18 protein-coding genes are annotated in these 22,424 nt (G+C 70.6%); 6 read left to right on the forward strand and 12 right to left on the reverse strand.

Annotated elements, in window-relative coordinates; all coding sequences use genetic code 11:
- The 3 genes from N1027_RS03810 to N1027_RS03820 all read right to left on the reverse strand — a co-directional run bounded on the left by N1027_RS03810 (nucleotide 1) and on the right by N1027_RS03820 (nucleotide 3,333).
- Nucleotides 1-648, reverse strand: a complete 648-nt coding sequence (locus N1027_RS03810; protein WP_259505372.1) for a TrmH family RNA methyltransferase — start codon at nucleotides 646-648, stop codon at nucleotides 1-3.
- A 47-nt stretch (nucleotides 649-695) separates the two neighbouring features.
- Entirely contained in the window at nucleotides 696-1,754 is a 1,059-nt protein-coding gene (locus N1027_RS03815) for a magnesium and cobalt transport protein CorA (protein WP_259505373.1), read from the reverse strand.
- 91 nt (nucleotides 1,755-1,845) lie between these two features.
- A complete protein-coding gene (locus N1027_RS03820) occupies nucleotides 1,846-3,333 on the reverse strand; it encodes an Nramp family divalent metal transporter (RefSeq protein ID WP_372499667.1) in 1,488 nt (495 codons plus the stop codon).
- A gap of 59 nt (nucleotides 3,334-3,392) precedes the next feature.
- Here N1027_RS03820 and N1027_RS03825 point away from each other — a divergent pair, with 59 nt between their 5' ends.
- Both N1027_RS03825 and N1027_RS03830 read left to right on the forward strand, forming a co-directional pair.
- The gene (locus N1027_RS03825; RefSeq protein WP_259505375.1) at nucleotides 3,393-3,803 is read left to right on the forward strand and encodes a PPOX class F420-dependent oxidoreductase; all 411 of its coding nucleotides are present in this window, start codon (nucleotides 3,393-3,395) and stop codon (nucleotides 3,801-3,803) included.
- 35 nt (nucleotides 3,804-3,838) lie between these two features.
- Nucleotides 3,839-4,642, forward strand: coding sequence for a metal-dependent transcriptional regulator (locus N1027_RS03830; protein ID WP_259505376.1), 804 nt, complete (start codon nucleotides 3,839-3,841; stop codon nucleotides 4,640-4,642).
- A gap of 151 nt (nucleotides 4,643-4,793) precedes the next feature.
- Here N1027_RS03830 and N1027_RS03835 read toward each other — a convergent pair whose 3' ends face one another.
- The 5 genes from N1027_RS03835 to N1027_RS03865 all read right to left on the reverse strand — a co-directional run bounded on the left by N1027_RS03835 (nucleotide 4,794) and on the right by N1027_RS03865 (nucleotide 11,530).
- Nucleotides 4,794-5,159 carry a hypothetical protein gene (locus N1027_RS03835; protein ID WP_259505377.1) on the reverse strand — a complete coding sequence of 122 codons (366 nt, stop codon included), beginning with the start codon at nucleotides 5,157-5,159 and terminating at the stop codon, nucleotides 4,794-4,796.
- A 120-nt stretch (nucleotides 5,160-5,279) separates the two neighbouring features.
- Complete coding sequence (locus N1027_RS03840) at nucleotides 5,280-6,422, reverse strand: cysteine desulfurase family protein (RefSeq protein WP_259505379.1); 1,143 nt, start codon at nucleotides 6,420-6,422, stop codon at nucleotides 5,280-5,282.
- 205 nt (nucleotides 6,423-6,627) lie between these two features.
- Nucleotides 6,628-9,483, reverse strand: a complete 2,856-nt coding sequence (gene nadB / locus N1027_RS20095) for an L-aspartate oxidase (RefSeq protein WP_308199774.1) — start codon at nucleotides 9,481-9,483, stop codon at nucleotides 6,628-6,630.
- Entirely contained in the window at nucleotides 9,480-10,766 is a 1,287-nt protein-coding gene (gene nadA / locus N1027_RS03860) for a quinolinate synthase NadA (protein WP_259505381.1), read from the reverse strand. Before nadA ends, nadB begins: the two co-directional genes overlap by 4 nt.
- The gene (locus N1027_RS03865; RefSeq protein WP_259505383.1) at nucleotides 10,763-11,530 is read right to left on the reverse strand and encodes an NUDIX hydrolase; all 768 of its coding nucleotides are present in this window, start codon (nucleotides 11,528-11,530) and stop codon (nucleotides 10,763-10,765) included. Before N1027_RS03865 ends, nadA begins: the two co-directional genes overlap by 4 nt.
- 247 nt (nucleotides 11,531-11,777) lie before the next feature.
- Between N1027_RS03865 and N1027_RS03870 the strand changes: the two genes are divergently transcribed.
- The 3 genes from N1027_RS03870 (at nucleotide 11,778) to N1027_RS03880 (ending at nucleotide 16,677) form a co-directional block, all read left to right on the forward strand.
- Nucleotides 11,778-13,016: an EfeM/EfeO family lipoprotein gene (locus tag N1027_RS03870; protein ID WP_259505385.1), complete on the forward strand. Its 1,239-nt coding sequence runs from the start codon at nucleotides 11,778-11,780 to the stop codon at nucleotides 13,014-13,016.
- 155 nt (nucleotides 13,017-13,171) lie between these two features.
- A complete protein-coding gene (locus tag N1027_RS03875; protein ID WP_259505387.1) occupies nucleotides 13,172-14,749 on the forward strand; it encodes a Dyp-type peroxidase in 1,578 nt (525 codons plus the stop codon).
- Nucleotides 14,749-16,677: a phospholipase C gene (locus N1027_RS03880; RefSeq protein WP_259505389.1), complete on the forward strand. Its 1,929-nt coding sequence runs from the start codon at nucleotides 14,749-14,751 to the stop codon at nucleotides 16,675-16,677. Before N1027_RS03875 ends, N1027_RS03880 begins: the two co-directional genes overlap by 1 nt.
- Before the next feature lie 82 nt (nucleotides 16,678-16,759).
- On the opposite strand, the gene N1027_RS03885 is transcribed toward N1027_RS03880, so the two are convergent.
- Nucleotides 16,760-17,590, reverse strand: a complete 831-nt coding sequence (locus N1027_RS03885) for a hypothetical protein (RefSeq protein WP_259505391.1) — start codon at nucleotides 17,588-17,590, stop codon at nucleotides 16,760-16,762.
- A 160-nt stretch (nucleotides 17,591-17,750) separates the two neighbouring features.
- A complete protein-coding gene (locus N1027_RS03890) occupies nucleotides 17,751-18,578 on the reverse strand; it encodes a hypothetical protein (RefSeq protein ID WP_259505393.1) in 828 nt (275 codons plus the stop codon).
- Nucleotides 18,579-18,735: 157 nt separating this feature from the next.
- Between N1027_RS03890 and N1027_RS03895 the strand changes: the two genes are divergently transcribed.
- Nucleotides 18,736-19,533 carry an HAD-IIA family hydrolase gene (locus tag N1027_RS03895; protein ID WP_259505395.1) on the forward strand — a complete coding sequence of 266 codons (798 nt, stop codon included), beginning with the start codon at nucleotides 18,736-18,738 and terminating at the stop codon, nucleotides 19,531-19,533.
- Between the two features lie 102 nt (nucleotides 19,534-19,635).
- Here the strand turns inward: N1027_RS03895 and N1027_RS03900 are convergent, their stop codons facing one another.
- Nucleotides 19,636-20,190, reverse strand: a complete 555-nt coding sequence (locus N1027_RS03900; RefSeq protein WP_259505397.1) for a GNAT family N-acetyltransferase — start codon at nucleotides 20,188-20,190, stop codon at nucleotides 19,636-19,638.
- A 138-nt stretch (nucleotides 20,191-20,328) separates the two neighbouring features.
- The gene (locus tag N1027_RS03905) at nucleotides 20,329-22,401 is read right to left on the reverse strand and encodes a hypothetical protein (protein WP_259505399.1); all 2,073 of its coding nucleotides are present in this window, start codon (nucleotides 22,399-22,401) and stop codon (nucleotides 20,329-20,331) included.
- Between the last annotated feature and the right edge of the window lie 23 nt (nucleotides 22,402-22,424).

Raw genomic sequence — 22,424 nt, forward strand, 5'->3', positions numbered from 1 at the left:
CTAGAAGGCGACGTGCTGGGTGATCCAGGCGTGCATCGCGACCGCCGCGGCCGCCGAGGCGTTGATCGAGCGGGTCGATCCGAACTGCGAGATCTCGACCACCGCATCCGCCGCCGCCAGCGCCTCGGGCGAGAGGCCAGGGCCCTCCTGCCCGAACAGCAGCACGCAGCGCGACGGGAACACGAAGGTCTCGATGATGACGCTTCCGGGCACGTTGTCGATGGCGACGATCGGCAGCCCGGCGTCGCGTGCGAAGGCGACGAACGATGCGACATCCGGATGATTCGACACGTGCTGGTAGCGGTCGGTCACCATCGCGCCGCGCTTGTTCCAGCGCTTGCGGCCGATGATGTGCACCGTGTCGGCCGCGAAGGCGTTGGCGCTGCGCACGATGGACCCGATGTTGAGGTCGTGCTGCCAGTTCTCGATGGCCACGTGGAACGGATGCCGGTGCTCGTCGAGATCGGCCACGATCGCGTCCATGCGCCAGTAGCGGTAGCGATCGATCACGTTGCGGGTGTCACCCCGGGCGAGGAGTTCGGGGTCGTACTGCGGCGCGTCCGGCAGCTCCCCCACCCACGGACCCACCCCGCCGGCGCTCAACTCGACGCTCGGGTTGGGCGGCGCGCCCCCGCTCTCATCGCTCACGCCCCCAGGCTATCGCCGCCCGGCGCGGGGAGCGCACCTCGCGAAGGTCAGAGCCAGCGGTTGCGCTTGAAGACCTTGTAGAGCACCACGGCCATCACCACCATGGCCGCCAAGGCGAGCGGATAGCCGAAGACCCAGTGCAACTCCGGCATGTGGTCGAAGTTCATGCCGTAGATGCCGGCGATCAGGCTCGGCGCGAACAGGATCGCCGCCCACGCCGAGATCTTCTTCACCTCGTCGCCCTGCTGGATGCTCGCCTCCGAGAGCTTGCGCGTGTCCTCCGCGAGGGTCAGGTTCGCCTCCGAGATGCGCCGCATCTCGTCGTTCTGCCGCTGGGTCGTGAGGGTGGAGTGCACCGTCAGGGCGTTCTGCAGGGTCGCGCGGAACGCATCCGCTTGCCCCACCACGGCGAGCACGTGATCGAGCACGTCGCGGAGCCCCCGCTGCACCTCGAGGTCGACCTGGTACTTCTCGGCCCCACGCAGCAGGGCTTCGAGCATGCCGGCGAGCGGATGCGCGGCCCGCTGGAACTCCATCACCTCACCGAGCAGGTCGTAGATGCGGCGCGAGACATCCGCCTCGCCGCCGAAGAGCTGCTTCTCGATCTCGTCGATGTCGTTCTGAAGGCCCGCCACCACGGGGCCGTACTCGTCGACCACCTCGTCGACGATCGCGTAGAGCACCGCCTCCGGGCCGAGCGCGAGGAGGTCGGGGTTCGCCTCGAGGCGATGCCGCACCGCGCCGAGGTTCGGCGATTCGGCGTGCCGCACCGTCACCACGAAGCCCGGTCCGATGAACACGTGCACCTCGCCGAACTCCACCTCCTCGGCGGCGTCGAGGTAACGGGCCGGCCGCAGCACCACGAAGAGGGTGTCGCCGTAGCGCTCGAGCTTGGCGCGCTGGTGACCGGTGAGGGCGTCTTCGACGGCGAGGTGGTGCAGGTCGAACTCGGTCTCGACCGAACGGATCTCGTCGGCATCCGGCCGGTAGAGCCCGATCCACGCCATACCGTGCAGGCGGTCCATCAGCTCGTAGGTCTCGTCGAGACTCTTCGGGTCGTCGGCACGGCGTCCGGTCACGTAGACCGCATTGTCGATGAGGGGCATGGATGCAGACGATACGTCCAAGTGGTGAACGGACGGTGTCGGATGCGCTCGGGTGCGGCCGGTCCTCACGGAACCCTGACGGCGGGTGCCTTCAGGCCGCGACGCCCGCCCCCGTCACCGTGAGGAAGATCAACACGACGTTGAGGCACACGATGAGGGCCACGACGGTCCAGGCGACGATGCGCACAGGCATCCGGTCGGCGAACTCGCCCATCAGGGCGCGGTTGCCGGTGAGTCGGATGAGCGGGATCAGCGCGAACGGGATGCCGATGCTGAGCAGAACCTGGCTGAGCACCAGGGCCCAGGTCGGGTCGATGCCGACGCCGAGCACGATCAGCGCGGGGATGAGCGTCACCACCCGGCGGGCGATGATGGGCACCCGGATGCGCAGCAGCCCCTTCATGATCACCGAACCCGCGTAGGCGCCCACCGAGGTCGACGCGAGACCGGATGCGAGGAGCCCGACCGCGAAGATGGTCGCGATCGCGGGGCCCAGCGCGGACTGGATGGCGGCGTAGGCGCCGGGGATGGTGTCGGTGCCGTCGACGCCGCGCAGGCTCGACGCGGCGAGCAGCAGCATGGCGATGTTGACCGCGCCGGCCAGAACGAGCGCCACCACGACGTCGGCGCGGGTGACGCGGAGCAGGCGGTGGAGGCGCTCGTTCGAGGCGCCGTGCGTGGGGGCGGGGGGCGGGGTGGGGGCCTCGGCGAGGGGCGGGGTGGGGGCCTCGGCGGGGCGGGCTTCCTCGCGGGCTGGCACCGGCGCATCCGCTCGCACCGGCGCATCCGCTCGCACCGGCGCATCCGCTCGCGACGCCCGCACTGCTTCGCCCGTGAAGTCGCTCTTCTCGGCGAGCGCCGCGAACTCCACATGGTGGCGGTCGCGGGCGAGGGCCGAGTGCAGGTAGATGGCGTGCGGCATGACCGTCGCTCCGAGCATGCTCGCGGCGAGGAGCACCGTGGGGGCTCCCTCGAAGCGCGGCACGAGGCCGTCGGCGGCCGCGAACCAGTCGACGTTCGACACGAAGACGCCGGCCAGGAAGCCGAAGGCGATCACGGCGAGGAGTCCGATGATCATGAACTCGAAGGTGCGCTGCCTCCGCGCGTTCTGCACGAGCAGCAGCCCCATGGAGACCAGGCCCACGATCACCCCGCCCATCACGAGGGGCACACCGAAGAGCAGGTTCAGCGCGATGGCGCCCCCGAGAACTTCGGCGATGTCGGTGGCGGCCGCCACGATCTCGGCCTGCAACCAGTAGGCGCGACGACCCCAGGATCGCGTGCGCGCACCGACGTGCTCGGGCAACGTCTTGCCGGTGACGATTCCGAGCTTCGCCGACTGGAACTGGATCAGCACCGCCATCGCGTTCGCCAACACGAGCACCCAGACCAGGAGGTAGCCGTACTGCGCGCCCGAGGTGAGGTTCGCGGCGACGTTGCCGGGGTCGACATAGGCGATGGACGCGACGAAGGCCGGCCCGAACATCGCGATGCTGTGCCACCAGCGAGGGCGCGAGCCGGGCAGGTCGCGCGCTCTCGGCGATCTCGCCGCCTTCTGCGCCATCGCATTTTTAGGCATGCCTAAAAATTAGCACAGGCATCCCGTTGCCGCATCGGGCGGGCTGCGATAATGCCGAGATGGGATTGCTGAGCGCCGAAGGCGACGAGTTCGTGCGCGACCGACATCTCGCGACCCTGTCGACACTGCGCAAAGACGGTTCACCGCACGTCGTGCCGGTCGGTTTCACCTTCGACGGTGCGACGGTGCGCATCATCACGAACGGTCCGAGCCAGAAGGTGCGCAACGTGCTGCGCGACGGCCGCGCGAGCGTCAGCCAACTCGACGGCGCACGCTGGCTGACTCTGAGCGGTACGGCGCGCATCCTCGACGACCCGTCGGCCGTGGCCGATGCCGTCGCGCGGTATGCGGTGCGCTACCGTCAGCCGCGCGAGAACCCGCAGCGGGTCGTGATCGCGATCGACGTGACGCACGCGATGGGGTCTGGCGGGATGCTGCTGCCGCGTGACGAGGCGACGAGCGAGGTCTGAGGCCGTTCGTTCCGACGTCCTAGGCTGGAGCGATCATGACGACCTCCGCATCCGATTCCGCCGCCCACGCCTCGCGGTATGTGGCCGGACAGGACGTCGCGGCCGAGAACTACCTCAAGACCATCTACGCGCACACCGAGTGGCAGCCCGATCCGATCAGCCCGTCGGTGCTCGCCGGGCGACTCGGCGTCGCTCCGTCGTCGGTGACCGAGATGGTGAAGAAGCTCGCGGCCGGCGGACTCATCACGCACGTGCCCTACGGTCCGCTGACGCTGACGGCTGAAGGGCGGATGCGCGCGATGGGCGTGGTGCGGCGGCACCGGCTGATCGAGAGCTGGCTCGTGCGCGAGATGGGATACGAGTGGCACGAGGTGCACGACGAAGCCGAGGTGCTCGAGCACTCGATCAGTGAGAGGTTGCTGGACGCGATCGACGAGCGGCTGGGGAGGCCGACGCAAGATCCGCACGGCGATCCGATCCCCTCGGCAGCGGGCGTGGTGCCGGTGTTCGAAGCGGTGCTGTTGGAGGACGCGCCGGCCGGACACGAGGGACTGGTCGTGCGCATCAACGACCGCGATTCGTCGCTGCTGCGCCGCCTCGCCGAGGGCGGGGTCGGGCCGGGCACGCGGGTGCGGGTGGTAGATGTGGTGGATGCGGTGGCGGGTGCGACGCGGGGGCTCGAGGTGCTCGACGTGAACGGTGCAACAGGTGCGCCTGCGGCAGGTGCACGCGGTGCGGCAGGTGCACACGATGCGGCGAGTGCACCTGGGGCAGGTGCACACGGTGCGGCCACCACGGTCGAGGTCGACGCGCCCGATGCGGTCTGGCTCACCGCCTGACCCCGTCGTGCACGGCGCGCACCCATCCGGGCGGCTGCGCACATCGTCATGGACAACTCCAATCGTCACCGTGACCTCGCCCCTATAAGGCGACGGTTGCCAGCACGTTTGGAGTTGTCCGGAGTGGACGACGCTCGGGCGGACGGACGCGTCAGCGAGGAGGGTCGGCGTCAGCGCGGGTGAGAGCGGCGAGGGCCTTCACGAGCCCGGACAGCTGGGCGGTGCGGGTGTGGTCTTCGGTGTGGAACACGGCGAGCGCCTCGTCGGCACGCTTCGCCGCCTTGGGCGAATCGGCACGGGCGAACGCGGTGCGGGCGAGCTTCTCCATGTGGAGGCGGTCGGCTTCACGAGCGGCCGGATCGTCGGCCCGCGCGAGAAACTGGCGCAGCACCCCCACGGCCTCGCCGGGTCCGTCATACGCGGCGACGAAGGATGCGCGGGCCGCCACCGAGTGCGTCACCGCCTCGAGTGCTCGCCGAGCCGCAAGCACGTCGATCTGCGTGCTCGGGTCGGACATGCTCCGATGCTACGGCGCACCGCGGTGTGCGCCGCGACCGGTCACTCGGCGTTCATCCACCCTTCGCCGGCCGTCCAACCGGGCCCCGCCGCCGAAGGATGCCGCCCCGAGTGCGCGCGGTCAACCGAGCGATGCGACCTCCGCGACCGACGCACGGAGCGCATCCGCTGCCGCCGCCAGCTCGTCGGCGGTGGTGTCGGGCGAGAGCGTGAAGCGCACCGCGGTCTGCGCGACCTGCGGCGACAGGCCGAGCGCGAGCAGCACCGGCGAGGGGTCGTCGCTGCCGGCTGCGCAGGCCGATCCGCTCGACACGATCACACCCCGCTCTTCGAGCTGCAGCAGCACGGCCTCTCCACTCGTGCCCGGAAAGCAGAACGACGCCACCGACGGCAGCCGCGACGACGGATGCCCCGTCAGCTGTGCACCGGGAACCTCGGCCAGCACCCGTCCGATGAACTCGTCGCGCAGCCCGGTGGTGCGCGCCGCTGCCGAAGCCACCTCTGAGGGCGAAGCCAGCTGCACCGCCGCTGCCAGCCCTACGGCGAAGGCCACGTTCTCGGTGCCCGATCGGTGTCCGCGTTCCTGCCCGCCGCCGTGCACCACCGGTTCGAGGGGCAGCCGCTGCCGCACCGCGAGCACACCGATGCCCTTGGGTGCGCCGAGCTTGTGACCGGAGAGGCTCAGGGCGTCGACCCCGAGCGTGTCGAGCCGGGTGTCGAGCCACCCGGCTGCCTGCACGGCATCGGTGTGGAACGGCACCCCGGATGCGTGAGCGAGCTCCGCCAGGCGAGCCACCGGCTGCACCGTGCCGATCTCGTTGTTCGCGTACATCACCGTGGCGAGTGTGGTGTCGGGGCGCAGGGCCGCGGCGAACGCATCCGGGTCGACGAGTCCCTCCGAATCGACGGGGACGACGCTCACTTCGAAGCCGTGCACTCTCCGCAGGTGGTCGACCGATTCGACGACCGCCGGATGCTCGATCGCACTCAGCACGACGTGCCGCCCGCGCGGGTCGCCGAGCGCGATGCCTTTGACCGCGAGGTTGTCGGCCTCGGTTCCACCCGAGGTGAACACGACTTCGCTCGGCCGGCAGCCGAGCCACTCGGCCACGGTGCGGCGGGCTGCGGCGAGCGCGCGTGAGGCCGACTCTCCGACCCCGTGATGACTCGACGGATTTCCGAAATCTCCGGTGAGATAGGGCCACATCGCCTCGAGCACCGCCCGTTTGACGGGCGTGGTGGCGGCGGCGTCGAGGTAGATCATGGGCGGGTCCGGATGCGCCGCGCGGCCGCCGCTCGGCCGCGGGCTTTGGTGCGAATCGCACGGCCGCGATCCGCCAAAGCCCGCGGATGAGCGACGAAACGCAGAAGTGTACGAGGCGCCATGGGCGAAGACTCGGCGCGAAGCCCCCGCCGAGGGCGAGGGCGCGCACGCAGTGCGTGACGGCGACGGGTCACAAACGATGTGGTCACGACCGGAAACCCACGTCGAGGCCGAGATCGAGGGAGCGCACACTGTGGGTGAGGGCGCCGACCGAGATGATGTCGACCCCGGTCTCGGCGATCGCCGCCACCGTGCCGAGGTTCACGCCGCCGCTCGCCTCGACGAGCGCACGACCGGCGATGTGCGCGACTCCGGTGCGGAGGTCGGCGAGGCTGAAGTTGTCGAGCATGATCGTGTCGACGCCGGCCTCGAGCACGGCGTCGATCTGGTCGAGCCGGTCGACCTCCACTTCGAGATGCATGGTGTGCGACATCCGCTCGCGCACCGATAGCAGTGCGGCCGTGACATCGCCACCGTGCTGGGCCGCGAGCACGGCGAGGTGGTTGTCCTTCGCCATGACGGCGTCGGAGAGGGAGTAGCGGTGGTTGTGCCCGCCGCCATCGCGCACTGCCGCGCGCTCGAGCGCGCGGAGGCCGGGGGTGGTCTTGCGGGTGTCGACGATGCGGGCCTTGGTGTGCGCCACCAACCCCACGTACTCCGCGGTGAGTGTGGCGATGCCGCTCATCCGCTGCACCAGGTTGAGAGCCACCCGCTCAGCGCGCAGCACTCCGCGCGCCGGCCCCGCGACGGTGGCCAACACGGCGCCGATGCCGAACGGCTTGCCGACGGGGGCGTGCACGGCCGTGACGATGCGCGGATCGACCGCCGTCATCGTCGCGGCGAACACGTCAGGGCCGCTGAACACACCGGGTTCGCGGGCCTCGAGCCTGGCCTCCACCACCGCATCTGCGGAGATCAGCAGCTCCGAGGTGATGTCCCCCCACGGCGCATCCTCAGCCAGGGCGCGCGTGACGACGTCGTCGATGATCTGGGCGGTGAGCACTAGACGGTGACCTGTTCTCGCGGGGGCGGGGCTGACGGATGCGGGCGCCGGCGCGGGGGCGGGGGTGACGGATGCGCCATCGGGAGTGGGAACCGCAGGCGTGCGGGCGGATGCGCGGTGTGGCGCCGGCGCCGGCCCGGTCGCGGCGGCGACGGACGCGCCATCGCCGGTGGGAGCCGCGGATGAACGGGCGTCAGCTCCGTCCGATGCGGGCGCCGGCGCGACGACTTCGGTCGCGGCCCCGACTGAACCTGCGGCCTCGAACCCGGAGGCGGGGTCAGCGGATGTGAGGCGCGGGGCCACCTGCACCGTGATGTGGTGCGCGAACTCGACCTCCGCATCCGGGTGATCGGCGCGGAAGTGCGCGCCACGCGACTCCTCGCGGGCGAGCGCCACTTCCACCAGCACACGAGCCAGCTGCAGGAGATTAGCGGTCTCCCGGCGTTCGACGGATGCGTCGGCGTCGACCGGCAGATCCCACCCGGCCAGCACGTCACGGGCCTCGCGGAGTCCGTCGGCGTCGCGGTGCACGCCGGCGTTCCGCCACATCAGCGCGTGCAGTTCCGCGCGACTCGGCTCGCGCGTCGGCGAGCCATCCTGCGAGCCGCCCTGCGACCCGTTCGCCGAGTCGCCAAAACACGCCGTATCGGCGACGGGCATTCCGTCGGATTCTGGCGATTCGAGGTCGCCGGGCACCGCGGTGTGGGCGAGCGACGCGGGCGCGAGCTGCTCGAGTGGCACCGTGTTCGGGAGGCCCGTCCACGAAGGCACGCCACGCGCCGAACCCGAACCCGCCGCATCCGCCCGGATCGCCGCCGCCGCGCGATGCGCGAACACGAGCGACTCGAGCAACGAGTTCGACGCCAACCGGTTCGCGCCGTGCACCCCCGTGCACGACGCCTCGCCCACCGCGAAGAGCCCGGGCAGCGAGGTGCGCGCATCGAGATCGGTCGCCACCCCGCCCATCCAGTAGTGGGCGGCCGGCGCCACCGGCACCGGCTCGTGGGCCCAGTCGAAGCCGTGGTCGCGGCTGGCGGCGGAGATGGTGGGGAACCGTCGTTCCAGCTCCGAAGCCCCGATCGACGTCGCGTCGAGCACCACCGGCGCTCCCGTGCGCACCATCTCCGACGCGATCGCTCGCGCCACGATGTCGCGCGGCGCGAGTTCGGCCAGCGGATGCTCGCCCACCATGAACCGCTCCCCCGCCGCATTGAGCAGAACCGCGCCGTCGCCACGCACGGCTTCCGACACCAGGAACGAACCGGGCACGGCGAGCGCCGTCGGGTGGAACTGCACGAACTCCACGTCGGCCAGCACCGCCCCCGCACGGAGGGCCGCGGCGGCGCCGTCGCCCGTGGTCACCGAAGGGTTCGTGGTGTGCGGGTAGAGCTGCCCGATGCCGCCGCTCGCCAGAACCACCGCGTCGGCCGACACTGTCTCGGTGACGCCGTCGCGCAGCACGGTGAGCCCGGTGACGCATCCGTCGGTCACCTCCAGATCGGCCACGAAGGTCTGCTCGAGCACCCGGGCGGCGGAGGCGCGCACCGCTCGCACGAGCGCCCACTCCACCTCGTATCCCGTGGCGTCGCCGCCGGCGTGCAGGATGCGGTGGAAGGAGTGCGCGCCCTCGAGTCCGGCGTCGAAGTCGGCGGTCGGGTCGTCGTGCTGCCGGTCGAAGTCGACACCCCAGCGGATGAGGTCGCGGATGCGCTCGGGCCCCTCCGCGCAGAGCACCTGCACGGCCGCAGGGTCGCTGAGCCCCGCACCGGCCACGAGGGTGTCGGCCACGTGCGAGGCCACGGTGTCGCCCGGCATGACCGCCGCCGCGATGCCGCCCTGCGCGTAGCGCGTGTTGCTCTCGTCGATCGTCGACTTCGTCACGATCGTCACGTCGTGCCGGTCGCCCAGCGCGAGCGCGGTCACGAGCCCGGCGACGCCGCTTCCCACGATCACGACGCGCATCCGCCGCTCCGGCGCATCCGCACGCTGCGTGCTCATGGCCGGGCCGCGAGCATCCGCTCGAGGGCGACGCGTGCGGGAACCGCCACGTCGTCGCCCACCGTGATCTGGTTCACGACGCGTCCGGCCACGAACTCCTCGAGCACCCAGGCGAGGTAGCCGGGGTGGATGCGGTACATCGTCGAGCAGGGGCAGATCACGTCGTCGAGGCAGAAGATGGTGTGCTGCGGGTACTCGTTGGCGAGGCGCTGCACGAGGTTGATCTCGGTGCCGATGGCGAAGGTCGAACCGGCCGGAGCCGCCTGGATGGCCTTCACGATGAAGTCGGTCGAACCGGATGCGTCGGCCGCGTCGACCACGGGCATCGGGCACTCGGGGTGCACGATGACCTGAACTCCCGGATGCGACGCCCGCGCCTTCTCGATCTGCGCCACCGAGAAGCGCTTGTGCACCGAGCAGAAGCCGTGCCAGAGGATGACCTGCGCGTCGAGCAGTTCAGCGGCCGAGGAGCCCCCGAGCGGCTTGCGCGGGTTCCACATCGGCATCCGCTCGAGCGGAACACCCATCGCCTTGGCGGTGTTGCGGCCGAGATGCTGGTCGGGAAAGAAGAGCACCCGCTGCCCGCGCTCGAAGGCCCACTCGAGCACCGTCGCGGCGTTCGACGAGGTGCAGACGATGCCGCCGTTGCGGCCGCAGAAACCCTTCAACGCGGCCGAGGAATTCATGTAGGTGACCGGGATGATCGGAACCCGGCCGTCGGCATCCGCTTCGGTTCCGTAGATCTCGCCGAGCTGGGCCCAGGCCTCCTCGACCGAGTCGATGTCGGCCATGTCGGCCATCGAGCAGCCCGCCGCGAGGTTCGGCAGGATCACGGCCTGCGACGGCCGGGCCAGGATGTCGGCCGTCTCGGCCATGAAGTGCACTCCGCAGAACACGATCGCCTCCGCCTCCGGCACGGTGAGCGCGGCGTTCGCGAGCTGGAACGAGTCGCCCACGAAGTCGGCGTACTGCACGACCTCGTCGCGCTGGTAGAAGTGGCCGAGCACGACCACGCGGTCGCCGAGGGTCTCTTTCGCGCGGCGGATGCGCGCATCCAGTTCGACCTTCGAAGCCGACTTGTACTCCTCGGGCAGCTGCCCCTGCCGCGGAGTCTCCGCCGGGATCGGGTCGGCCATCGAGGCGCCCGGCCCGTAGGAGGGCGCCTGCAGGTCGAACACCCAGGGGCCTTCGGCGAGCTCGGGCGTGCAGGTCGAGCCGGAGGCCCCGGGGGTGCCCGCGGTGATCAGCTGGATTTCGTCGTCGACCGACAGGGTGGAGGTCATGATCGCGGCTTTCTCGAGGTGATGTCGGTTCGCACCAGCGGCCCGCGATCGACGGGTGCGGCGCTGTTGTTGTAGCGATACAGCTTGGGCGGGCGGTAGCTGGTGCCGGTGACCCGCTTGCCGGTGGGCACGATGGTGTTCGACGACTCGAGCTGGCGCCGGAAGTTCGCCGGATCGAGCGAGCGCCCGAGCACCGCCTCGTGCACCTCGCGGAGTTCGGCGAGGGTGAAGGTGTCGCCGAGGAAGGCGTGCGCGATGCGGCTGTACTCGACCTTGGTGCGCAACCGCCAGAGCGCGTACTCGATGATGACGTCGTGGTCGAAGGCCAGGTCGGGCAGGTCGTCGACCGAGAACCAGGCCACGTTCTCGCTCGCGGAATTGCCCGCGGACTGGGTGACCTCATCCGAGTTCACCAGGGCCCAGTAGACGATCGAGACGACCCGCTCCTGCCGGCCCTGCTCGGCGGCGAGCCGGGCCTCGATCGGCGAACGGTCGAGGGTGCCGAAGGCGTAGAGCTGCTCGAGGTAGCTCGGCGCGAGCGCCGTCGTGGCCGCGAGGGTGCGGGCGGCCGACGATTCGAGGTCTTCGTCGGCCCGCAGCGGGCCGCCGGGGAGCGCCCACTGACCTTCGTAGGGGGGCCGGATGCGCCGCACGAGCGGCAGCCAGAGCGACGGCAACTCGGTCGGTCGGTCGGGGCGGAGGGCGAAGATCACCGTCGAGACGGCGAGCGAGATCATCGCTTCGCGGTTCGTGAGATCGGTCATCGGGAGCCCTTCGGGAGGGATGAATCTAAAGGTTCTACTGACTATAACCCTTAAGGTCGTAATGACCTAAACCACTCCCAGCGGATTCGCATTCCGTCGCCACGGGAACTTGCTTAACGTCCGGTGAATTCTCCGCGAGCGTGGGACGAATTAATTAGCTAATGGCAACTAACTATCGCGGCCGGGACATAGTTTTGCCTTCGCCCCGTCGTCGCGGCATCCGCTCCCCCCGTCCGAGAGGTTCCCGATGTCGCACCCCCAGCTCGATCGGCGCGCATCGCGCCGGCCGTATCTGGGGTTGCTCGCGCTCGTTCTCGTCGCCGGGAGCGCCGTGGGGATCGCGACGAGTGTCGCGGGCCGCTCCGCTCCCGGGGCGCCGTCGCACGACACGACCGCCGACGGCTCGCCGCTGGTGCCCGTGAGCGCCGGCTTCGACGACTGCGGCGCAGGCTGGGCGTCACCGCACGGCGGCGCCACCACCTTCTCGGTGTCGAACTCCACCAACGGCAGCGAAGACGTGTACCTCACGGATGCCGGCAGCGGCGCCGTCTACGGCGAAGTGGAAGCCCTGGCGATCGATGCCACGCGCACGCTCTCGGTGGTGCTGGGCGACGGCGACTACCGTTTCGTCTGCATCCCGGCCGAGAACGATCCGGTGCCCGGGCCCGACGTCACCATCGAGGGTGCAGGCACGCCGGCCGACGCGACGCCCGCGATCCAGCTCGTCACCCGCGCCGACCTGCTTCCCGCAGCCAAGCAGTACGCCGCCTGGATAGCCGCACGACTGCCCGTTCTCGCCGCCGATTCCCGCGCGCTCGACTCCGCCGTCGCATCCGGAGATCTCGCGGCCGCGCGCGGCGTCTGGCTCACGGCGCATCTCGAATACGAATCACTCGGGGCGGCGTACGGCGCTTTCGGCGACGCTGACGGCGCCATCAACGGAACCCCTGCGCCGGGGATGTCGGCGCTCGACGACCCCTCGCTCACCGGGTTCCACAAGGTGGAGGCCCTGCTCTGGAGCGGTGCGCCCGCCGCGACGATCGCTCCCGTCACCGCGCAGCTGGTGAACGACGTCGACGCGCTCGGCGCCGCGTTCGCCGAGAGCCGGGTGAACGCCCTCGACGTCGGGCTGCGGGCGCACGAGATCCTCGAGAACGCGATCCAATTCGAACTCACCGGATCGACGGATGCGGGCTCGCAGACGAACCTCGCCACCATCGGCGCGAACGTGGCCGGAACCGTCCAAGCGCTCGCACCCCTCGAAAGCATCCTGTCGACGCGCTACCCGGCGCTCCCCGACACGAAGGCGGCGCTCGCCCGAGTCGCCGCCCTCATAGCGTCGTACCAGCACCCCGATGGCAGCTGGACCCCGCTCGCGAGCCTCGACCGCCCGTCGCGGGCAGCGCTCGACGCCGCGCTCGACCAGACGGTCGAGCTGCTCGCCCCCATTGCCGCCATCTGCGACCCGAGAGCAAGTGCCCGATGACCCGACCCGACCCCGCTGCCGACCCCACACGCTTTCCCGACGACGACGCCGCCGCAGCCGCGACGACGCCAGCCGGACGTCTCGGGCGAACCACAAGCGAAGCAAGCCTCCAGGAGCCTTTGCCTGCGAGCAGATTCGCCCGCAATGACGAAGCCATGCCGAACGACGTCTCGAAAGCCGACATTCCGGGCCCGGACACGGCTCGCACTGCTCCTGAAGGCACCAAGCGCGGCCGTTTCGGGAGGAGGAGCAGCGAACGAAGCCTCCAGGAGGGCGTCGCCGCCGGCAGCTCCTCCCGAAACGAAGGCGAGAGCGCGCGCAGGGCGGCAGATGAACAGGGTGCGGCTCGTGGCGGCGTAGGGCGGCGGGGATTCCTCACCGGACTGCTCGGGGCCGGCGTCGGCGCGGGAGTCGCGGCGGCCGGCGCCATCGCCGTGGCTCCCGCGGCACCCGTCTGGGCGGTTCCGCACCCCGGAGCGCCCGGCCACGCCCCGGGCACAGAAGCCGCGCCGCCCACGGGCGCCGCCACCGCGGCTGCGCCGTCGGCGTCCTTCCCCTTCGAGGGCCCCACGCAGCAGGGCATCCTCACGCCGCCTCAGGCAGCGGCCGCGTTCGCAGCCTTCGACGTGACGGCCGCCGACCGCGGAGAACTCGAGGCGCTGCTGCGCACACTCACGGAACGCGCGCGCTTTCTCACCACGGGTGGGGCGCCGGCCCCCGTCGGCATCACCGCTCCGCCCGCGGACTCCGGCGTGCTGGGGCCGGTGATCGACCCCGACGGGCTCACGATCACGGTCTCGCTCGGCGCCTCCCTCTTCGGCGGCGGTAGCGGCACCAACGGCAACGGCGGCAGCAGCAGCAGCGCCAACGGCAGCGCCGGCGGCACCAGCACCACCCCCACCGCCCCCGACCGCTTCGGCCTCGCCGCCCAGAAGCCGCGCGCCCTCCGCACCATGGAGGACTTCCCGAACGACGACCTCGACCGCAGCCAGTGCGACGGCGACCTCCTGCTGCAGATCTGCGCGAACAACCGCGACACCGTCACCCACGCGCTCCGCGACCTCATGCGCACCACGCGCGGCGGTATGCAGCTGCGCTGGCGCACCGAGGGATTCGTGTCACCACCGCGCCCCTCGGGCACCCCGCGCAACCTGATGGGCTTCAAGGACGGCACCGCGAACCCCGATCCGAGCGACCCCGACGAGATGGCCGCCCTGGTGTGGGCCGCGACCGACGGCAGCGAACCCGCCTGGACGGCCGGGGGCACCTACCACGTCGTGCGGCGCATCCGGATGCTCGTCGAATTCTGGGACCGCGTGAACCTGCGCGAACAGGAGGGCATGATCGGGCGCAGCCGCGACGTCGGCGCGCCCCTCACCGGCAAGCACGAGTTCGACGAGCCCGACTTCTCGTCCGATCCGGCGGCCGACTCCATCCAGATGGGTGCGCACATCCGCTTGGCCAATCCGCGCACGCCCGAATCGACGGGTTCACGGATGTTCCGCCGCGGTTACAACTACGACGCCGGTCTCGACGTGAACGGCAACCTCGACATGGGTCTCGTGTTCACGACCTTCAACCAAGACCTCGAGCGCCAGTTCGTGACCGTGCAGAAGCGTCTCGCCGATGAAGCGCTCTCCGACTACATCTCGCCCTTCGGCGGCGGCTATTTCTTCGCGCTCCCGGGCGTGCAGGGCGCCGACGACTGGTTCGGCAGCGGCCTGCTGGCCTGATGCCCCCTCGAAACCCGATCCTCTCCACGACCGACACGAACACCACCAACACCAACACCAACACCAACACCACCATCACGAAAAGAGAAGAAATGCCCCGTCCCCCTCGCCGCCGCGGAGCTGTCGCGGCCGCTGCGGTTCTGGCTCTCGCCGGAATCGCCTGTCTCGGAACGAACGCCGCCGGCGCGTTCGCCGCCGAGCCGACCGACAACTCGGCCGCCACGACGACCCCGATCAAGCACGTCGTCGTGATCTACAACGAGAACGAGTCGTTCGACCACTACTTCGGCACCTACCCGAACGCGGCCAACACCGACGGCACCCCGTTCACGGCCGCCGCCGACACACCGATCCCGAACAACTACGTCAGCCACCCCGAGCTGCTCACCGCCAACCCGAACGCGTTCCAGCCGCAGCGCCTCGACCAGGACCACGCGCTCACCTGCGACCAGAGCCACTCCTACGGCTCCGAGCAGAAGGCCTACAACGCCGGCGCCATGGACAAGTTCGTCGAGTCGACCGAGAGCTCCTGCTCCACCCTCGGTCTCTACTACACCGACGGCATCGTGATGGACTACTACGACGGCAACACCGTCACCGGCCTCTGGAACCTCGCTCAGAACTACTCGATGAGCGACAACAGCTTCTCGACCGGCTTTGGCCCGTCGACCCCGGGTGCCCTGAACCTCGTCTCGGGCAACACCAGTGGCGCGCTGAGCGTGAACTCGGTCACCGGCGCGCCGGTGTCGGATGCGACCAGCACGGTCACGAGCGACCCCGACCCGTTCTACGACGACTGCGCCGACTCGAACCACACGAAGACCGGCAACCTCACCCAGATGCAGGGCAAGAACGTCGGCGATCTGCTGAACGAGCGCAACGTGAGCTGGGGCTGGTTCGAAGACGGATTCGCCCCCTCGGTGACCGCGGCCGACAGCCCCTCCGGATACGCGGTGTGCGGCAACACTGTGCCGATCACGGCCGAAGGTGTGAACGTGGCGATCCCGGCGTACTCCGCCCACCACGAGCCCTTCCAGTACTACGAGTCGACCTCCAACCCGCACCACCTGCCGCCGGCGTCGCCCGCCGAGGTGGGCCACGACGGTCAGGCCAACCACAACTACGACATGAGCCTGTTCTACCAGGCGCTCGACACCGACACCCTTCCCGCGGTGTCGTTCGTGAAGGCAGCGACTGCCCAGGACGGCCACCCCGGTTCGTCTAACCCGACCGACGAGCAGATCGCGGTCGTCAAGGAGGTCAACGCCATCGAGCAGTCCTCGTCGTGGCCCAGCACCGCGATCGTGTTCGCCTATGACGACTCCGACGGCTGGTACGACCACGTGGCATCGCCGATCCTCAACGGTTCGGCGGCATCCGGCAACTCCGCGATCTGCACGGATGCCGCGACCGTCGACCTCGACGGACTGGCCAACCGCTGCGGCCCCGGCCCGCGCCAGCCGCTGCTCGTCATCTCGCCCTTCGCGAAGCAGAACTACATCGATCACACCGCTACCGAGCAGACCTCGATCCTGAAGTTCATCGAGGACAACTGGTCGACCGGACGCATCGGCGACTCGTCGTTCGACGAGCGCGCTGGAGTGCTCGACGGGATGTTCGACTTCCAGCACCCGCAGCAGCGCGCCGTCGTTCTCGCGGGCGACGGATCGGTGGCCCAGGTGCTGCCCGTGGAGGTGCCGGTGCCCGGCTCGGGCGAGGGTGACGGCGGCTCCACCCCGCCGGCCACGACCCCGGCCGGCGACGGCTCGACCCCGACCCCCGCGGCGACGGCCTCGGCCGCCGGTTCGGGTGACGGCAAGTCGCTCGCGGCCACCGGCCTCCAGGTCGCGCTGCCTCTCACCGGTGCGGCACTGCTCCTGGCCGCAGGTGTGACGCTCTACCTGGTGCGCCGCCGCCGCGCCGCGTAGCCTCGACGCTGTATCCGACGCCCCTGCGTCCGGCCCTCTTCCTGAGGCGCTGGGCGCGGGGGCGTCGTCGTTCAGCTGCCCCTCACTCCACCGGCACGAGCGGACCGACCGGCAGGCAGTAGTCGGGGCGGCCGGGGTCGGGGCAGTACGTCTCCGACCCATCCTCGCCGGCCGGTGGCGGGAAGGTGTGCATGGCCGGCGCATCCATCGATCCCCCGCCATCGGGCCGTTGCTCCTCGGCCGGAGCCTGCTGCGCGGCGAAGATCGCCTCCGAGTCCTGCACGGCAAGCAGCTTCAACACGAGGTCGAGCACCTGGCGCGGGGTGTCGGCCGTTGCTGCGGTCTGCGCCTGCTGATCGGTGATCGCGAGGAAGAGGTCGTCGCGGAGCGCCTGGTCGGCGTTCCGGGCTTCGTCGTTGACGACCCGGATGGCGCTCTCCACCACTCCTTGGCGAACGGCATGCGTCGACGCCAGCAGTCCGTCGATGTCGGCGGCGATGCGCGCCTGGTCGACGCGTGCGCCGGACGCGCTCATGGCGCCGATGTCGGCCTCGAGCGTCGCGGTCGCCTGGTCGAGGGCGGCGCGGGAGTCGAGGGAAGCCAGCCCTGCGGTTCCCTCCGAGAGGGACCGTCCAGCTGCCACCAGCGGTTCGGCGACCGGATCGATGGCGACGGGCGCGCTGCTCGGCCCGGGCGTCGATGTGGGGGTGGGCGTCGGCGTGTCGCCCGAACCCGGCGCGCGGGTCGAGGGCGCGACGGTGGCCGGCGCGGCCGGGCCCGTCGGTGCCGGTTCGGCGGAACCCGGCCCGACACATCCGGAGACCGCGGTCGCGATCGAGAACGCCACGATCGCGGTCAGCGCCAGGCGATGCCCTCGATGCCGGCGCGGCGGCGGGGTGGGACCTGCTGCCATCGGTTCTCCTCGAATCGGAGCGGCCCCACGCATGCGTACTCTATCGCCAGCCGACCTCCGCTCGGAAGAGGGAGCCGTCACCTCCGCGCGAGGCAGCCGAGCAGGCGTCAGGGATGTCGCGGCGGCTGCGGCGGCTGCGGCTGCTGCGGCTGCCGCCCGCCTAGCCGCACTGCGGGAAGCGGAGTTCCTCGGCGCAGATCATCTCGAGCGTGGTGGGGTCCTGGTGGCAGATCGGCCAGGTCAGGCCGCGGCCCCAGTCGCAGATGTCGAACTCCGGAATCGAGGGGAAGACGGGGATGGGCATCGACGATCCGGAACCGCCCGACCCGCCGCCGTCGCCGCCGCCGGACGAGGCCGCCTGGCGCGCTTGCTCGGCGACGTAGGCTGCCTGCGAGTCCTGCGCCGCACGCACCTTCGCCACCAGTTCGAGCACCTGGCGCGGGGTGTCGTCGGTCGCGACGGCCTGGCTCTGCTGAGCGACGATCGCGAGGTAGAGGTCGTCGCGCAGGGCGGGGTCGGCGTCGGGGGCTTCGTCGTTGACGACCCGGATGGCGGTCTCCACCACGCCCTGCCGCACCGACTGCGCAGCCGCGAAGAGGGCTGCGATGTCGGCCGTGATGCGCGCCTCGTCGACCGGAGGGGAAGCCTGGCTCGCGGCCGGGCCCCCGGCCATCGACGTCTGCACCACGAGCACGTCGGTCTCGAGCGTGGCGGTGGCCATGTCGAGCTGGGTGCGTGCCTCGACCGGGGCGAATCCCTCCGACCCGGCGACGAGCGCGTGACCCGCGCCGACCAGCGGTTCAGCCAACGGATCGAGGGCCACGACCTCCTCGACGGGCATCGGCGACGGCGTTGGTGTCGAGGCGACGGGGGTGGCCGCGGGGGTGCCCGGCGCTGCCGAACCCGACCCCACGCATCCGGAGACCGTTGCGGCCAGAGTCAGCGCCACGGCGCCCGCGATCAGAAGGCGCATCGTGTTGCGCGACATGTGGATCCCCTCGGTGTTCGGTTGGCCCCCCGACCAGGCCGCCTCAGAACTCTATCGGCGAGGCGGAGGAGGGCGCACATCCGTCGCCCGCCGCCTCGATGTTCCGCCCCACAACGCCCCTGTACCCTGGGAGCACGACCGGGAGAAGGAGTTCCAGATGGCGGCACGGGACGAGATCGAATGCTGGCTCACCGACATGGACGGCGTTCTCGTGCACGAGAACGCGCCCATCCGCGGTGCCGCCGAACTGTTGCAGCAGTGGCGCGACCAGGGAAAGCCCTACCTCGTGCTCACCAACAACTCCATCTTCACGCCGCGCGACCTCTCGGCGCGGTTGCGGGCATCCGGTCTCGAGGTTCCGGAGGAGTTCATCTGGACCTCGGCGCTCGCCACCGCCGCCTTCCTCAAAGACCAGATGCCGGGCGGCAGCGCGTTCGTGATCGGCGAGGCCGGCATCACCACCGCGCTGCACGAGGCCGGGTTCATCATGACGGAGACGGCGCCCGACTACGTGGTGATCGGCGAGACGCGCAATTACTCCTTCGAGGCCATCACGAAGGCGATCCGCCTGATCGGCGACGGGTCGCGGTTCATCGTGACGAACCCGGATGCGACGGGGCCGAGCGCCGAAGGACCGCTGCCCGCGACGGGCGCGATCGCCGCGCTCATCACGAAGGCGACCGGCAAAGACCCCTACATCGTCGGCAAGCCGAACCCGATGATGTTCCGTTCGGCGATGAACCGCATCGGCGCGCACTCCGAGAACACCGGCATGATCGGCGATCGGATGGACACCGATGTGGTGGCGGGTATCGAGGCGGGACTGCACACCATCCTCGTGATGACCGGCATCAGCGATCAGGCCGAGATCGACCGCTACCCGTTCCGCCCCGACGAGATCCTCGGCTCGGTGGCCGAACTCCTCCTGACGGAGCCCATCGAGTCCGAGCTCTGACCCCAAGCGGTTCGACCGTGCTCCTCCGTTTCGGGAGGAGCTGCGCGACACGAAGGCCTGCACGTGGCGTCGTCACGCTCTCCTCCTCCTGAAACTGCTTCGTCAAAGCAGCTCTGTGGCCAGGAGGTCCATGAGCAAGGCGTCGTGCCAACCGCGGCCGTCGGGGTCGCGCTCGTAGTGGCGCAGGATGCCGACGGGTCGGAACCCGACCGCGGTGTAGGCGCGGATCGCAGCATCGTTATCGGCCGCGGGGTCGATGGTGAGGCGGTGGTGGCCGCGGTCGCGGATGAGATGGGTCGCGAGGGTGCGCACGGCGTCACGCCCGAGACCCCGGCCGTGCACCGCGGGGTCGAGGAAGATGTCGATCGAGGCGTGCCGGTACGCGGGATCGGTCTCTTCGCTGTACTGGATCATGCCTACGATCACCCCGTCGTGCCGGAGTCGCACGGTGAGCACTACGGTGTCGGGGTCGTCCCACGGCCACGGGTCGGCGGTGTCGTCTGCACCCCACCGCGCCGCGACCTCGGGCGTCAGCCGGATGCGCCGCAGCTCGTCGACGTCGGCCGGAACCACGGGCGCGAGCACCACCCGCGCCCCCACCAGCTCGCTCGCTCCTCCCGCCGCTCCCTCACCCCCTGCGCCATCCTGCGTGTCCATGGCGAACACCGTACCGCCGGGCCGCGACCGAGGGCACTCCCGCCCCGCATCCCACTCGTCCCGAACGGGGCAGGATTCGCGCTTTTCGCCCAGTTAAGGACGAGTCAGAGCGTCATTCCGGGGAGAGTGGGCGTCGGGTCAGGGTTGCGCGAGCGCCAGGGCGAAGCCGCCGGGGCGGAGCCAGACCGTGGTCGGGCCCGCGATCGTGCTCTCTGAGACGAGGGCCCCCGAGGCGTCGTAGCTGCGCAGGGTCTGCGACAGCGAGGAGGCGCCGAGCGTCACCCGCTGCGGCACGCGGAGCGCGTTCTGCGCGAGCTGCGCCGACGAAACAGCACCGGCACCCGACGCCGAGAGCGTTCCGACCGCCGGCCGCACGAGCAGCGCATCCACGTCGACCTCTCCGGCGAGCGCGCGCACCTCCACCTGGTCGCGCGAGGCGGGCAGCGGCACGGTCAGGCGCCCCGGCAGCAGGGCCCCGGATGCCGCGGTGATGCCCGGTTCGCCCACCGACGACGAGAGCACTCCGAGCGGCAGCCATCCACTCCTCCACAGGGAGCGCGGTGTCGGCGCCGTGCCTTTCTCGACGTTCCAGATCACGGGTTCGACGACGCGCGGCAGCCCGTTCGCCGCCGTTCCCAACGAGAAGGTCGCCTTCTGTCCTTGCGTCAGCGCGAGGTACGAGCCGCTCCACGACGACTCCTCCGTCCACGTCGACTCCGGGGTCACGACGGTACCGGTGGTCGAGGGCGCATCCTCCGCTTCCACGACCCGCAGGCCGTCGCGAGCGTCGAGCGTGGTCAGCGACTGGGCGATCGCCGAGACCTCCGGATGCGCATCCAGTGCCAGCATCGACAGCAGCCCGTGAATCGTGCTCTCGGCCCCCGAATTGCGGTTGATCGACCCGTCGGGTTGGATGCCGTCGTAGGTCACACCCGTCGCCGGGTCGTACATCGGCGTCGCCGCCGGGTTCAATCCGAAGAACCAGGCCGCCTGCAGGCCGGCCAGGTCGGCGAGCCCGGGCAGCTCCGCCGCCTCCGCCGTGGCGAGCAGGTTCTGCAGCCGTGAGTCGGCGCCGTAGGCGAGCTGCACCCGCTCGGTGGGCGAGGGGTACCAGGCGTTGTCGGGCCCGCCCGCGGTCAGCAGTGTCGGGGCGAACCGCGCCGACTCGGTGATCGCCGGTTCCAGCAGAGCGCTGTCCTCCAGCACGACGGATGCGCGTGCCAGCGCCCCGGCCATCTGTGACGACCACGCGTGCCACATCGACCGCGATTCGGCCCAGGGCAGGATCGCGCCGTAGGGCCACGACGTCGCGCCGTCGCCGTCGGTCGTGGTGCGGGCCAACTCCGCGACGCCGGAGGCGAGCTTCGCCAGAACGTCGCGCGTGACCGCGTCGTCGGGCGCGGCCGACGAGTAGGCCGCGAGCCCGAGCACGGCCTCGGCCGTCGCATCCGCTCCGTCGACGATCAGCCACGCCGGCACCGACACCCCGTCGGCCACGGCGTACTGCCCGTAGGTGTCGAGAACCTCTCGCGAGACCGCGGCGACACCGAGCTGCATCCGCTCCTGGAGGAACGCCGCGAAAGCGGGGTCGTCGTCGCGGAATGCCGCGTAGCCCTCCCCGAAGGCCCAGAGCGAGCGGGCCAGCCAGTAGCTCTCCTCCGAGTCGCTCGGATCGGGCAGCTCCACCGGCTCGGCGCTGGGGTTCAGCTCGCCGTCGGATTGCATCCACAGCACCACGTTGCCGGCATCCGGTCCGTCGGTGGTCTGGAAGTAGGCCAGCGCCCGCAGCACTTGGTAGGCCTTCTCGCGACTCGCGTCGTCGCCGGTCTGCTGCCAGTGCCGCAGGTACACCACGGCGGCGCGCGAGACGTCGTCGCTGTTGAACGCGCCCTGCCCGTAGTCGCCGGTGGCCGGATCGAGCGGACCGCCGCCCACGCGCTCGAAGGTGCCGCCGTCACGCGCGTCGGCGTAGGTCCAGGGCAGGGTGAGCGCGGGTTCGGTGTCGAGCCGGTAGCTCGAGTGCCCCGCTACCGCGGCCGGCGACACCTCGTCGAGCAGGAAGTCGAGGTGCGCCGTGTTGGTGAGCGACCCGGGCGAAGCCGCGGGCGCGGGCGAAGCGGCGGCGGGCGAGCTCGCCACCGCGAGCCCCCCGATCAGGAGGGTCACGGATGCCGCGCCAGCGGTCATCCGTCGAGCGAGCGAGTTCGTCATCGAACGTGCCTTTCGAGAGGAGC

Source organism: Herbiconiux aconitum (assembly GCF_024979235.1).
Lineage (GTDB): Bacteria > Actinomycetota > Actinomycetes > Actinomycetales > Microbacteriaceae > Herbiconiux > Herbiconiux aconitum.